The sequence below is a fragment of the Agarivorans sp. Toyoura001 genome (assembly GCF_005405585.1).
Taxonomy (GTDB): domain Bacteria; phylum Pseudomonadota; class Gammaproteobacteria; order Enterobacterales; family Celerinatantimonadaceae; genus Agarivorans.
In genome coordinates, this window is record NZ_BJEQ01000001.1 from 75261 (window position 1) to 88689 (window position 13429).

Sequence of the window (13429 nt, forward strand, 5' to 3'; positions counted from 1 at the left end):
TCTTAGAGGCAACGCTTACATTTTACGAGCGTAGCGTTTTAGTAAGCTAGGAATATCAAGTATCAATGCAATGCGGCCATCACTGGTGATTGTTGCACCAGCCATGCCAGGCGTGCCCTGCAATAATTGATCTAAGGCCTTAATGACCACTTCTTCTTGGCCAATAAGGTTATCAACCACAAAGCCAACTTGCTGAGGGCCGATCTGAACAATCACTACATGCCCTTGCGAGCTTCGTTCACCAGGTAAGCCATTTCTAATCAGCCAATCTTGCAAATAGAAAAGCGGGATAGCTTTATCGCGAACAATAACCGTTTCTTGACCATCAACCACATTGGTTTTGGTCAAATCTAGGTGGAATATTTCGTTCACACTGGTTAATGGCAATGCAAAGGTTTGTTTACCTACATCAACCATCAAGGTAGGTAAAATAGCCAAAGTTAACGGCACTTTAATTTGTAAAGTGGTGCCCTGACCAAGGTGAGAGTCAATATCTACTGAGCCGTTTAGCTGAGTAATACTGGTTTTCACCACGTCCATTCCTACGCCACGACCAGAAATATCAGAAATTTCGGTTTTGGTTGAGAAACCTGGCGCAAAAATCAGGCTATAAGCATCTTTGTCTGGCATTCTGGCTGCTGCATCGGCATCTAATACGCCGCGCTCAACAGCAATTGATTTAAGCTTATCGGCATTCATGCCTGCGCCATCATCCTCAATCATCAATAGGATGTGGTCGCCTTCTTGCGAGGCTGATAAACGAATAACACCAGTACGAGGTTTGCCTGAAGCCACTCGCTCATCTGGCATTTCTATACCATGGTCTACTGAGTTTCTGACTAAGTGGACCAATGGATCGGCCAAAGCTTCAACTAAGTTCTTATCTAAATCGGTTTCTTCGCCGACCAACTCAAGATTAATATCTTTTTTAAGGCTACGAGCTAGATCTCGTACTACTCGAGGAAAACGTCCGAACACCTTTTTAATAGGTTGCATGCGGGTTTTCATTACCGCGCCTTGCAAGTCAGCCGTCACTACATCTAGATTGGCAGTGGCTTTAGACATGTCTTCATCGTTACTATTTAGGCCAAGGCTTACTAAGCGATTTCGAACTAATACCAATTCACCGACCATATTCATGATGTCGTCAAGTGTACGTGTATCAACACGAACAGTCGTTTCACCTTGAGGCACAGCTTGCTTAGTAGGAGCTTTAGCGGGCTCTGCTTTGGCTGGCGCAGCTTTAGCAGCTGGCTTCGCAGGGGCAGCGGGCTTAACCGCAGCAGCAGGTTTCGCGGCAGGTGCTGCAGGCTTGGCTGGAGCGGCTGGAGCGGCTGGCTTAACGTCAGGCGCTTTTCCAGCACCATGTAGCTGGTCCAATAACTTTTCAAATTCGTCATCGCCAATCTCTTCCCCGCTAGTTGCGGGCGCGGGGTCGGCAGCTTTTGGAGCTGGCGCTGCTGCACTAGGTGCTTTAGAACCGTGTAACTCATCTAAAAGTTTTTCAAACTCGTCATCGGAAATATCACCGTCACTAGCCGGAGCGGCCGCGCTCGGCGCAGGAGCAGCAGGCTTAGGCGCATCGCTACCATGAAGCTCGTCAAGTAAACGTTCAAACTCATCATCACTGATTTCATCAATGTTCCCACTATCAGCTGCTGGAGCGACAGGTTCAGGAACAGCTACTGGCTCGGGCTCAGCGGCGGCAATTGGAGCTTCATCTGCGGATTCAGGTTGAGAAAGATGATGCAGGCGGTCGATAATATCAGGAGAAGCTGGTGTTAACGGTTCGCGAGCCTGCACTTGAGCAAACATATCATTAACAGCATCAAGAGCTTCAAGAATAACATCCATTAGCTCTGGCGAGACACCCCGCCCACCGTTACGCAAGGTGTCAAAAACGTTCTCTGCACCATGACAAACATCAACAAGCTCGGTAAGAGACAAAAAGCCTGCGCCACCTTTTACGGTATGGAAGCCGCGAAAGATAGCATTTAATAAGTCACTATCATCTGGACGTTTCTCTAAATCAACCAACTGTTCAGACAGCTGCTCAAGGATCTCCGCCGCTTCTACGAGAAAGTCTTGTAAGATGTCTTCATCTACATCAAACGACATGCGCTACTCCCTTAAAATCCTAAACTAGATAACAGGTCATCAACATCATCTTGATCGTTAACAACGTCATCCCTTTGCTCTTTATTTAATATTGGCCCTTCGGCTTCAATGGCCGATTTTGCAGGAGCTTTTTTCTCTATAACTTCAGCTTTATCATTGCCAAACAAAGTCAGCATTTCCACTAAACTTTCTTCAACTTCTTGAACTAAGGTGATTACTTTACGAATCATTTGCCCAGTTAAGTCTTGAAAATCTTGAGCCATCAATATTTCAGTTAACATACTTCGTAGTTTATCGGCATTTGCTGAAGAACTATTAAGGAAAATATCGATTTGGTGACATAGCGCTTTAAATTGGCCAATTTCAATTCTTCGTTCCATCAAACTTTGCCAAACAGGCATAATATCGTTGATTTCACTGGTTAATTGATCGGCAATAGGGAGGCCAGATTCAACCGCATCCATGGTCTTATTAGCGGCTTGGTCGGTCATCTCTATTACATAGTTTAACCGCTCTTTTGCATCAGGTATTTCCTGATTAGCCAATTCATTAATACGAATATCTAGCTTGAAATCATTTAATGAATCGTGAAGTTGACGTGTGAGCTGACCAACTTTGTCAAACAACAGGTTGGCCTTAGGAGCGCACAGCTCACTGACAAATTGATTCGCCTCGGAGACGTTTCCTTCTTCAAGTAGCAACACCAAAGCTTTGGCATCGGCTAATGAGATGATCGGAGTATCAGTGCTCACACATCTTCCTTTATTATTGTAATCTTTCGAAAATCTTATCTAGCTTCTCTTTTAGTGTGGCAGCTGTGAAAGGTTTTACAATATAACCATTTACGCCGGCTTGCGCGGCTTCAATAATCTGTTCGCGTTTCGCTTCTGCCGTAACCATTAACACAGGTAAATGAGACAAGCTTTCGTCGGCACGAATATTCTTTAATAAATCAATGCCTTCCATACCCGGCATGTTCCAATCGGTCACTACAAATTCGAAGTCCCCACCTTTAAGCATTGGCAACGCAGTATTACCGTCATCAGCTTCGTGAGTATTGTTGAAACCTAAATCTCTAAGTAGGTTTTTAATAATCCTTCTCATTGTTGAAAAATCATCAACAACCAGAATTTTCATATTTTTATCCAAGGTACGTCCCCCAACAGGATGTTTTGCAAGCCTCAAAACGGGCTAAAAATTTATGTAATAAAGATATTATGCCTTAATAAACACAATTTTAGTCCATCTTTTATCATATTTGTAAGGATGAATTTCTCTATTGTGTCCAATCTCGCATTCGAGTTTTCACTCGAGCAAGCGCTTGGCTATGTATTTGACTGACTCTTGACTCGCTTACGGTTAATACTTCGCCAATTTCTTTAAGATTAAGTTCTTCGTCATAATATAGCGATAATACTAGCGCTTCGCGCTCTGGTAAGCCTTTAATGCAGTCGGCTAGCGATTGTTGAAAGCGTTGATTAGCAAAGCCTTCAAACGGTCGATTTTGCTCGCGACTTTCATCACTAGAAATAACATCTTCGCTCACGCCAAGATCTTCAATACCAAGAATTCGGCCGCAGTTTACGTCAGACAACATTGAATGATATTCGCTTAGGCCTACACCCAGCTTAGCAGCAACCTCAGCATCTTTGGCATCACCATTTTTTTCTTTTTCAACTGCGTTAATAGCTTCACTGATAGCGCGGCTGTTTTTATGCACAGAACGTGGTACCCAGTCACCACGACGAATTTCGTCAAGCATTGAGCCACGAATACGGATCCCGGCATAGGTTTCGAAACTCGCACCTTTGGTACCATCAAAATTACGCGCAGCTTCGATAAGACCAATCATTCCAGACTGAATGAGATCATCAACAATTACGCTAGCCGGTAGGCGCGCCATTAAATGGTGCGCTATCCGTTTTACCAAATTTGCATGGCGTTCCACCAACACATTAGTGTCACTAGCGCTGGCATAAGCGGCAACTTTATTCACTAAGCTGTTCTCTATTTTTACGTTGTCCGAATTCGAGAAGATTCTCGATGAAGAATTCTAAATGGCCACCAGCTTGTTCCGGAATCGGCCAAGTAGCTCCTTTACTCGCTAAAGAGCGAAAGGCTAAAGAAGCGGGAGATTTAGGATACGCTTCAACCACGACACGCTGTTTACGTACAGCGAGTCGAACATTGTTATCATATGGAATACACGATACGAGTTCTAAGGTGGCGTCTAAAAAGCGATCGGTAACACGAGTGAGTTTAGCAAACAGTTCTTGGCCTTCTCTCAGACTACGAACCATGTTTGCCACTACTTTAAATTTGTATACACCGTGCTTGTTAGACAATAGTTTAATCAAAGCATACGCATCAGTAATCGATGTGGGCTCATCACAAACCACGACCAAGATATCTTGTGAGGCTTTAGCAAAGCTCAGCACCATATCGGAAATACCAGCGGCAGTATCTACCAGCAGTATATCAATGGGAGTTTTCAAGCTACTAAATGCGCGAATCAATCCTGCATGCTCTGCTGGGCTCAATTCAACCATTGATTGGGTGCCAGAAGTTGCCGGGGCGATTAAAATACCGTTAGGCCCCTTTACGAGCACTTCATCTAATGTGCACTCGCCAGATAGTACATGCGATAAGTTTTTGGTAACGCGTAGGCCTAATAGTACATCTACATTTGCCAAGCCTAAGTCGGCATCCAGCACCATCACACGCTTACCTTGGGCTGCCATAGCAATGCCCATATTTAAGGTAACGTTGGTTTTACCAACACCACCTTTACCACCGGTTACAGCGATAACTTTCACATTATTTTTTTGTTGCATCATTCTTAAGCCGCTAGCTTGATCAAATTCGTTGTCTTTAGAATACATCTGAAACCTTCTGCTGTTCGGTTTCACTAAACCAAAAATGTTGCTGAGACTTAGTATCAATTACTGACAGTGCTTGCTCAATTAACTTGGCTGGCTCGGCAACTGCAATATCTTCTGGCACTTGCTGGCCATGCGTAACGTAACTGATTGGCAGAGCGTGGCGCAAGGTGACATTTAAAACCTCGCCTAAGGCCAAGCTTTCATCTAATTTGGTAAGTATGGTACCCGCGAGAGGAATTCGCTGGAATTGATTCACGGTTTCTTCAATAACACGACGTTGAGCGTTAGCTGACATCACCAAATAGTTACGTATATTCACACGGCTATTCTTAACTAACTTGTCGAGTTGTTCGTGTAAACGTAAATCTCGTTGGCTCATACCGGCAGTATCAATCAGCACCAGTTTTTTGTCTTTAAATTGATACAATAATTGAGATAGTTCTTCTTCATCGTTAGCAACCCGCACCGCACAACCCATAATTTTCCCATAGGTAGCAAGTTGCTCATGCGCGCCAATTCGGTAAGTATCGGTGGTAATCATCGCTACACTGTCTGCGCCATGACGCATAGAAAACTGAGCGGCTAATTTGGCAATAGTAGTGGTTTTGCCCACGCCCGTTGGCCCTAATAAAGCGATTGCACCGCCTTTAAGCAGAATTTCATCTTGGCCGACCGGAAGTTGGTTTGCGAGCAACTCACGTAAATGCTGCCAGCCTTCTTGCACACCAAGTTCTTCAGGAATATAACCGGCGATTTGGTCAGCCATGTCCTCATCAAAACCAACTAGCTGCAATTGCTTAATGAGCATTGCTCGAACCGGTTCTTGACGCTCAACTTCTTGCCACATCAAGCCAGAGACTTGGTGCTCGAGTAACTTGCGCATGGCTGCCATTTCTTTCTTCAACTCGCCCACTTCATTTCCAGCAGCATCTTGCTTAGGCTGCTGAGCAGAACGGGATTGAGTAGGTTGACTTGATAAAGAACCTTGTTGCACCCAGCCCTGTTGCTGCGCTAAAGAACGCGGTGCTTGAACGGTACGAGGGCGCTGCGATTGTTGCTGCTGTTTTAAGGTAGATTGCTGCAAGTTTTCTTGCTGGCGCTTTTGATGACGCTGCATGAAGTTGGTTAAGTTATCTTTCAAACTGGCATTTTCGTCAAAATCATGACCAGGGTGCTGGTTTGTTGGCGCTTTCTTTGCCGCAGCGGGATTCCGGGACGATAATTTGACGCTGTCTTCCGCCAGCTCTCTGCTGCTCTCTGCAGCACTGTTCTTTAAATTGGAAGGTTCAACTGCAGCAACAATTTCAATGCCGCCAGTGACCTTTTTATTCGACATAATTACCGCATCACTGCCTAAGGTTTCTTTTACCTCGGCTAATGCAGTTCGCATGTCTTTCGCAAAAAAGCGTTTCATTTTCACTGTTCACCTTCCTTTTGTCAGACTCTTCAGGCTACTGCCCTACTGAGCTCACAATACGTATTTGTTTATCTTCTGGTACTTCTTGATAAGAAAGAACCCTCAGTGCTGGCATCGCTGTTTTAACAAATCGGGACATACTTGAGCGTAAAATTCCCGAGGTTAACAAAATAGCGGGTTGACCAGCCAACTCTTGATTTTGGCAGGCTTCATTAAGTGAAACTTGTAACTTCTCTGCCAAACCAGGTTCCATTCCAGCACCATCATTACCTGCTGCTTGCATAGATTGATGCAATATCTGCTCCAAGTCTGGAGACAAGGTGATAACCGGCAATTCAGCTTCACTGCCAATTAGCTCTTGCACAATTAAACGTTTCAAAGAAATACGACAAGCTGCAGTGAGAATATCTGGGTCTTGGCTTTTCGGCCCGTATTCCACCAAGGTTTGTACAATACTGCGTACATCGCGAATAGGCACACCTTCGTTGAGTAAGTTCTGCAGCACTTTAACCACTGTAGATAGCGTCATCGTATCTGGTACCAAACCTTCTACTAACTTAGGCAAGTTGTTACCTAACATATCTAGTAGATTCTGTACTTCCTCATGGCCGAGCAAGTTAGATGCATTATTGGTAAGGAGTTGGCTCAAGTGGGTGGCAACCACCGTAGCAGAGTCAACGACAGTGTAGCCAAGAGTTTGAGCGTGCTCGCGTTGTTCTGTTGCTACCCAAGCTGCCTCTAAGCCGAATGCGGGATCGGTAGTAGGCTGACCTTCAATTTTACCAAATACCTGACCTGGATTAATCGCCATTTCTCTATCATGAAAAACTTCCGATTCACCATAAGTTACACCCATTAAGGTAATACGATATTGATTCGGACCTAAATCTAAGTTGTCACGAATATGCACCGCTGGTACCAAAAACCCTAGATCTTGAGAAAGCTTCTTACGCACGCCTTTAATGCGGGCCAGCAATTCACCACCTTGGCTTTTATCCACCAAAGGAATTAGGCGGTACCCTACTTCCAAGCCTATAACATCAACTGGCTGGACATCATCCCAACCCAATTCTTTTGGTTCGCTACTTGCACTTGGGCTCGAGCTCGCTGGCTGCAATGAAGTATCAGCCGCTTTTTTAGCATCGCCTTTATGACGCATCCAAGCCGCACCTAAACACACAGCTGCACAAGTAAGAAATGCCAAATGAGGCATACCTGGGACAATACCCATAATGAACAAAATTGAACCACAGATTATCATTACCCGCGGATCTCTAAACATCTGCAAGCTCACCTGCTCACCCATGTCTGCTTCGGTATTTTGACGAGTAACTACCAACGCGGCGGCTATAGATAAGAGTAATGAGGGTATTTGTGCAACCAAGCCATCACCAATGGTAAGCAAGGTGTACACTTCTGCCGCTTCAGCAAAGGTTAAATCATGCTGAGCCACACCAATAATAAAGCCGCCAAGAATGTTAATAAACAGAATGAGAATACCCGCAATGGCATCCCCTTTAACAAACTTACTGGCACCATCCATAGAACCGTAAAAGTCTGCTTCATTGGTTACGTCTGCTCGGCGCGTACGGGCTTGTTCTTGATCAATGATGCCAGCATTTAAATCGGCATCAATCGCCATTTGTTTACCGGGCATAGCGTCTAAAGTAAAGCGGGCACTTACTTCTGCGATACGGCCAGCACCTTTAGTTACTACCACAAAGTTGATGATCATCAAAATAAGGAACACCACCAAACCTACCGCATAGTTGCCACCAATCACCACCGAACCAAAGGCTTCAATAACATTACCGGCAGCGTTACCGCCATTGTGGCCTTCAAGCAGTACAACACGAGTTGAAGCAACGTTTAATGCAAGGCGCAGTAGCGTAGCAATCAACAACACCGTTGGGAAAACAGCAAAATCTAGCGGGCGTTTCGTATAAATAGCTACCAGCAATACCACTAAAGCGAGGGAAATATTAAAGGCAAACAGTATGTCCAACAGCCATGCAGCCATTGGTAAAACAACCATGCCTAAGGTGGCTAGCACCACAACTGGCGTGCCAATACCTTTTATGACATTAATATCAACTTTTTTTAAATCTTGAAGCTTAAAGCTGGTGAGACGATTAATGAATTCCATAAATGACGAAATACTGACTTCCTAACAACTGATGAAACAAGAAAAGCAATAAGCGAGCCAATACGATTACTTAATAAGATCGGCGATGAGAACTGAGACTAATATCGAAGTTCATTGGGAATAGGTAAGTCATTAACCACCGGTTTAGGTCGCTTACCTTTACCCTTACGGTATTGCTCCAATTGAAAAACAAAAGCCAATATTTGGGCAACTGCGACGTATAGACCTTCGGGGATATCGTGACCAATTTTAGTGGTGTGATACAACGAGCGAGTGAGCGCAGGAGCTTCCATAATCGGTACTTCATAATGGCGAGCAATTTCGCGGATTTTCATCGCTACCTCATCAACCCCTTTTGCCACCACTTTGGGAGCGCCAGTACCCTCTTTTTCATACTGAAGTGCGACAGAAAAGTGTGTTGGGTTGGTCACTACTACATCAGCTTGCGGCACATCAGCCATCATACGGCGAGCAGCCATTTCCATTTGCAGGCGACGGATTCGCCCTTTCACTTCAGGGCTACCTTCCATGTTTTTATGTTCGTCTTTCACTTCTTGCTTAGACATTTTCAGCTGTTTGTTGTGATTCCAAATTTGATAAGGCACATCAATAATCACAATAATAATTAAGCTACAAACTAAAGCTAGTAACATCCACTGCAGCATGTCTAACGCGTTAACAATCGAGCCAGGTATCGACTGCATACTAAGGGTGAGGATTTCGGCAAACTTCCAACGCAGTACAGCCCAAACAACTCCCGCAATAACCAGCACTTTGGCAATACTTTTTATAAACTCAACAAACGCTTGTAAACCCATCATGCGCTTAAAGCCTTGCTTCGGAGACATCTTGCTGGCTTTAGGCCTAGCAGCCTCCCAACTAAACGACATGCCGCCCAACAAAGTATTACCAATTAAGGCTGCAAGAGTAATAAATCCCATGATCCAAATAAGTGGCTTGAACAGCAACCAGCCTATAGACGCCAAGTTTCGAAGCATAAGGTTAACGTCAAATACCTGCTCCCGACTCATAACAAATGCTAAGTGAAATACCTTTACCATAGCCTCTGCAAGCATTCCGCCAAATGCCATAATGGCCAATGCAGCACAAATGAGAACAGCTGCGGTGCCCAACTCTTTAGAGCGAGCTACCTGCCCCTTTTTTCGAGCATCTTCAAGCTTTTTCCCCGTGGGGTCTTCCGTTTTTTCTTGATCGTCGTCTGCCATAGTCATTCAGCCATAGGTTTAACAACCTATACGCAGCAAAGCACATGCCGTACTGCGGCCAACCTCCCATTGACGTTCAAAATGCGCTAAAAACCCGCCAACGGTCAGCCATAAAATAAATATGCCAAACAACATACTTACCGCAAAGCCGATACTAAAAATATTCAATTGGGGTGCAGCTCGAGTCATGATACCAAATGAAAAATTTACTAATAACATGGCGACAACAGACGAAATAGATAAGGCAAGGGCTGCCAGAAAAAGCTGAGAGTACCAACCTGCAAGGTGTTGATAATCGATACTACCTAAGCCACTCATACCAATTGGAATCGTTTCGAAACTCATTGCGATTAAAGTTATAAGCTGCAAATGCCCATCAATGGCCAAAAACAGTAATGTTGCCAGTAATAAATAAAATTGACCAACAACAGGAGTACTTTGACCGTTATTCGGATCAACCATAGATGCAAAGCCTAAGCTAGTTTGCATCGCAATAATTTGCCCACCGACCACAAACGTTTGCATTAATAGTTGAGAAATAAATCCAATTGCTACACCAATTAATACTTGTTGAAGAATCACGATAATGGCTTGAAAAGAGAATACTTCGATGCCTTGTACGTCTGGCAACACCGGCACCAGTGCAAAAGTAATAGCTAAAGCTAACATTAAGCGAACACGAGTAGGAACCGATTTCCCGCCAAAGCTAGCCAATACCATTAACATTGCAGCTACACGGGTTAAGGCCCAAAGGTATTGGCCAATCCAAGCCATAATTAGGTCGGAGGGAAACTCCACTAACCTACAACCTGAGGGATCATGTCAATCATAGTGAAAAACAGTTCCATCAGTTTTTCAGTAAACCAATGGCCAGCAATCATTAGCGAAGCAAGTGTGACTAACAAACGCGGCAAAAAACTTAAGGTTTGTTCATTAATCGAAGTGGCGGCTTGAAAAATAGCTACAATAAGTCCCACCAGCAAGCTTGGGATAATCGCGGCAGACACCAAGATAACCACTTGCCCTAATGCCAGGCGAAATACATCTACAAAGACTTCCGGTTCCATCTATGGCTCCTTTTGTCTAAACGCCAAAACTGTTTGCAAGGGTGCCCATCACTAGGCTCCAGCCATCAACCAATACAAACAACATTAGTTTGAAGGGCAGCGATACAATCATAGGGGACAACATCATCATACCCATGGCCATTAAAATACTGGCCACCACTAGGTCAATCACCAAAAACGGTATGAATAACATAAAGCCAATTTGGAAGGCTGTTTTTAGTTCGGAAGTAATAAATGCGGGAATAAGCACATTAAACGGTACTTCTTCTGGAGAGCCTACTTCGACCTTGGCAATCTTTACAAAGGTTTCTAGATCGGTAAGGCGTGTTTGCGCTAGCATGAATTCTTTAAGCGGTTCTTTTGCGCGCTCAAACGCTTGCATAGAAGTAAGCTCTTCACTCAAATACGGCTGCACCGCTTGCTGGTTCACTTCTTCTATCACTGGCGACATAATAAAAAAAGTTAAAAACAAAGCGATACCAATAATGACTTGGTTAGACGGACTTTGCTGTAAACCCATGGCCTGACGCAAAATTGACATCACCACCACGATTCGAGTGAACGACGTCATCATAATGACCATCGCTGGCAGAAAAGACAGCGCGGTCATCAAAGCTAAGACTTGTAGAGTAACAGAATACTCTTGACCACCATCGGGGTTGGTGGTCATCGTTATGGCAGGTAGTATACCTTCTTGAGCAAAGCTAGGTGCAACAAACGCAAAGCACAATAATAAACCGTAAAACAGCTTACTTTTCATTTTTCGACAATATCCCTTGCAGCTGTTTAGCAAAATGGCCACTCATTTTATTCGGTTTTGCTTCCAGTGGTTGTTCCAACTTATCTAATAGGTTTATTGACTGGGCGGTGACCCCCAGCAAATATTGTTGCTCACCTATTTCTACCACCATGATGCGCTCACGAGTGCCAAGTGCCAAATTAGTGATAACTTTAGACTGGCCGCCAGCAAATTGATTTAGTCGGGTTTTCTTAAGCACCCAGGCACAAACCAAAATAGTCACCAACACTACAGCTAAAGACATTATCCAAGAGAGCAATTCAACTTGAGAGCTGGGCGCCGCGTTAATTTCTTGCTCTGCAGCCGCAGGCAAGGCAACACATAGACCAAGTAATAAGCCGCGTGAACTGCGCATTATTTGAGCTTTTTAATGCGTTCCGTTTGACTGATTACATCAGTCAGACGAATACCAAACTTGTCGTTCACTACTACTACTTCGCCATGGGCTATCAAGGTACCGTTTACCAGCACATCTAAAGGTTCGCCTGCTACGCGGTCTAGTTCAACTACCGAGCCTTGGTTAAGCTGTAGTAAGTTACGAATACTAATATTACTACGGCCAACTTCCATTGAAATGGTAACCGGAATATCCATTATTGAATCAAGCTTACGTTGTTGCTCTTCGCTAATCGGTTGCGATTCATCAACAAACTCTTCTAACGGTGCAGGCTCTACTTCAGCCATAGCTGCAGCCCACTCATCCGCCATATCGTCTTGATCACTCATATTTTTTCCTTATTCATCTTACTCGTCGTCTGCAGAAGATTGACGGCGGCTTACCACCATTTCTAGGTCAGTTTTGACCGTGTCGGGACGCTCTAACACTGAATCAACTTTAAGCGCCATGTGTTCATTACGCTGGCCTAACTTAACACGGTAACTAGGCAAATCTTCTACGAACAACATCGCGGTTTCTGGCATTTCGACAGGAATAACATCGCCGGTTTTCAGCTCCATCAGCTGCCTTAATGTCACATCAGTTTCCAATAACTTAGTATGTAAACCGACCGGAACGTCCATTATTTCGTCGCTAAGTGCTGAGCTCCAACGTTGATCGGTATCTTGTTTATCGCTCTGAACACCCGCATCTAGTAGTTCACGAATAGGCTCCAACATGGAATAAGGCATAGCAATGTGAAAATCACCACCGCCACCATCTAATTCAATATGGAAAGAGCTCACCACGATCACTTCAGTAGGGCTCACAATATTAGCCATGGCGGGGTTCACTTCTGAATCGAGGTAATCAAACCCAACATCCATAACCGGTGCCCACGCTTCAACGTAATCTTCAAAGATGATTTTTAACAACATTTGAATGATACGACGTTCGGTAGGAGTAAATTCCCGACCTTCAATTTTTGCATGGTAACGGCCATCACCACCAAAAAAGTTCTCAACCAAAATGAAAACCAGTCGCGCTTCCATGGTCACCAAGGCGGTGCCTTTGAGTGGACGAAAACGAACCATGTTTAAACTAGTAGGTACAAACAAAGTGTGTACGTACTCGCCAAACTTAATCATTTGTACGCCATTAATCGATACTTCAGCGGTACGGCGCATCATGTTGAATAAACTAATGCGCATGTGCCGTGCGAAACGTTCATTAACCAACTCAAGGGTTGGCATGCGACCACGAACAATTCGGTCTTGAGAAGAAAAGTCAAACTCCACCACACTGCCCGACATCTCGGGCTCAATGATGTCTTCTTCTATATCATCAACACCATGTAGCAGCGCATCAATTTCGTCTTGGCTTAATAAATCGCTCACA

General features: G+C 44.3%; 14 protein-coding genes. All 14 read right to left on the reverse strand.

What is annotated here, in order from left to right; all coding sequences use genetic code 11:
* Positions 1 to 15: 15 nt before the first annotated feature.
* Positions 16 to 2118, reverse strand: coding sequence for a chemotaxis protein CheA (locus FFR00_RS00390; RefSeq protein WP_137671390.1), 2103 nt, complete (start codon positions 2116 to 2118; stop codon positions 16 to 18).
* Between the two features lie 11 nt (positions 2119 to 2129).
* Positions 2130 to 2870: a protein phosphatase CheZ gene (locus tag FFR00_RS00395; RefSeq protein ID WP_137671391.1), complete on the reverse strand. Its 741-nt coding sequence runs from the start codon at positions 2868 to 2870 to the stop codon at positions 2130 to 2132.
* A gap of 13 nt (positions 2871 to 2883) precedes the next feature.
* On the reverse strand, positions 2884 to 3267 hold the full coding sequence (gene cheY, locus FFR00_RS00400) for a chemotaxis response regulator CheY (RefSeq protein WP_084681816.1): 384 nt from the start codon (positions 3265 to 3267) through the stop codon (positions 2884 to 2886).
* Positions 3268 to 3394: 127 nt separating this feature from the next.
* Positions 3395 to 4114, reverse strand: coding sequence for an RNA polymerase sigma factor FliA (locus FFR00_RS00405; RefSeq protein ID WP_137671392.1), 720 nt, complete (start codon positions 4112 to 4114; stop codon positions 3395 to 3397).
* On the reverse strand, positions 4107 to 5000 hold the full coding sequence (locus tag FFR00_RS00410; RefSeq protein ID WP_137671393.1) for a MinD/ParA family protein: 894 nt from the start codon (positions 4998 to 5000) through the stop codon (positions 4107 to 4109). The genes FFR00_RS00405 and FFR00_RS00410 overlap by 8 nt, the downstream gene beginning before the upstream one ends.
* Positions 4990 to 6414 carry a flagellar biosynthesis protein FlhF gene (gene flhF / locus FFR00_RS00415; RefSeq protein WP_235836125.1) on the reverse strand — a complete coding sequence of 475 codons (1425 nt, stop codon included), beginning with the start codon at positions 6412 to 6414 and terminating at the stop codon, positions 4990 to 4992. The genes FFR00_RS00410 and flhF overlap by 11 nt, the downstream gene beginning before the upstream one ends.
* Positions 6415 to 6451: 37 nt before the next feature.
* Positions 6452 to 8563: a flagellar biosynthesis protein FlhA gene (gene flhA, locus FFR00_RS00420; RefSeq protein ID WP_235836126.1), complete on the reverse strand. Its 2112-nt coding sequence runs from the start codon at positions 8561 to 8563 to the stop codon at positions 6452 to 6454.
* A 98-nt stretch (positions 8564 to 8661) separates the two neighbouring features.
* Positions 8662 to 9789 (reverse strand): flagellar biosynthesis protein FlhB, encoded by a 1128-nt coding sequence (flhB, locus tag FFR00_RS00425; RefSeq protein ID WP_137671395.1) that lies wholly within the window; start codon positions 9787 to 9789, stop codon positions 8662 to 8664.
* Between the two features lie 18 nt (positions 9790 to 9807).
* Positions 9808 to 10587, reverse strand: coding sequence for a flagellar biosynthetic protein FliR (gene fliR / locus FFR00_RS00430; protein WP_137671396.1), 780 nt, complete (start codon positions 10585 to 10587; stop codon positions 9808 to 9810).
* On the reverse strand, positions 10587 to 10856 hold the full coding sequence (fliQ, locus tag FFR00_RS00435; RefSeq protein WP_137671397.1) for a flagellar biosynthesis protein FliQ: 270 nt from the start codon (positions 10854 to 10856) through the stop codon (positions 10587 to 10589). Before fliQ ends, fliR begins: the two co-directional genes overlap by 1 nt.
* A gap of 16 nt (positions 10857 to 10872) precedes the next feature.
* Complete coding sequence (gene fliP, locus FFR00_RS00440) at positions 10873 to 11616, reverse strand: flagellar type III secretion system pore protein FliP (protein ID WP_137671398.1); 744 nt, start codon at positions 11614 to 11616, stop codon at positions 10873 to 10875.
* Positions 11606 to 12010, reverse strand: coding sequence for a flagellar biosynthetic protein FliO (gene fliO / locus FFR00_RS00445; RefSeq protein WP_137671399.1), 405 nt, complete (start codon positions 12008 to 12010; stop codon positions 11606 to 11608). Before fliO ends, fliP begins: the two co-directional genes overlap by 11 nt.
* Complete coding sequence (gene fliN, locus FFR00_RS00450) at positions 12010 to 12381, reverse strand: flagellar motor switch protein FliN (protein ID WP_137671400.1); 372 nt, start codon at positions 12379 to 12381, stop codon at positions 12010 to 12012. Before fliN ends, fliO begins: the two co-directional genes overlap by 1 nt.
* An 18-nt stretch (positions 12382 to 12399) precedes the next feature.
* Complete coding sequence (gene fliM, locus FFR00_RS00455) at positions 12400 to 13428, reverse strand: flagellar motor switch protein FliM (RefSeq protein WP_137671401.1); 1029 nt, start codon at positions 13426 to 13428, stop codon at positions 12400 to 12402.
* Between the last annotated feature and the right edge of the window lies 1 nt (position 13429).

Bases quoted from the DNA above. Each gene is read 5' to 3' on its own strand.
- fliO (WP_137671399.1), bottom strand. From the start codon at position 12,010: ATGCGCAGTTCACGCGGCTTATTACTTGGTCTATGTGTTGCCTTGCCT.
- fliN (WP_137671400.1), bottom strand. From the start codon at position 12,381: ATGAGTGATCAAGACGATATGGCGGATGAGTGGGCTGCAGCTATGGCT.
- flhB (WP_137671395.1), bottom strand. From the start codon at position 9,789: ATGGCAGACGACGATCAAGAAAAAACGGAAGACCCCACGGGGAAAAAG.
- fliQ (WP_137671397.1), bottom strand. From the start codon at position 10,856: ATGGAACCGGAAGTCTTTGTAGATGTATTTCGCCTGGCATTAGGGCAA.
- flhF (WP_235836125.1), bottom strand. From the start codon at position 6,414: ATGAAACGCTTTTTTGCGAAAGACATGCGAACTGCATTAGCCGAGGTA.
- FFR00_RS00410 (WP_137671393.1), bottom strand. From the start codon at position 5,000: ATGTATTCTAAAGACAACGAATTTGATCAAGCTAGCGGCTTAAGAATG.
- FFR00_RS00390 (WP_137671390.1), bottom strand. From the start codon at position 2,118: ATGTCGTTTGATGTAGATGAAGACATCTTACAAGACTTTCTCGTAGAA.
- fliP (WP_137671398.1), bottom strand. From the start codon at position 11,616: ATGAAAAGTAAGCTGTTTTACGGTTTATTATTGTGCTTTGCGTTTGTT.
- flhA (WP_235836126.1), bottom strand. From the start codon at position 8,563: ATGGAATTCATTAATCGTCTCACCAGCTTTAAGCTTCAAGATTTAAAA.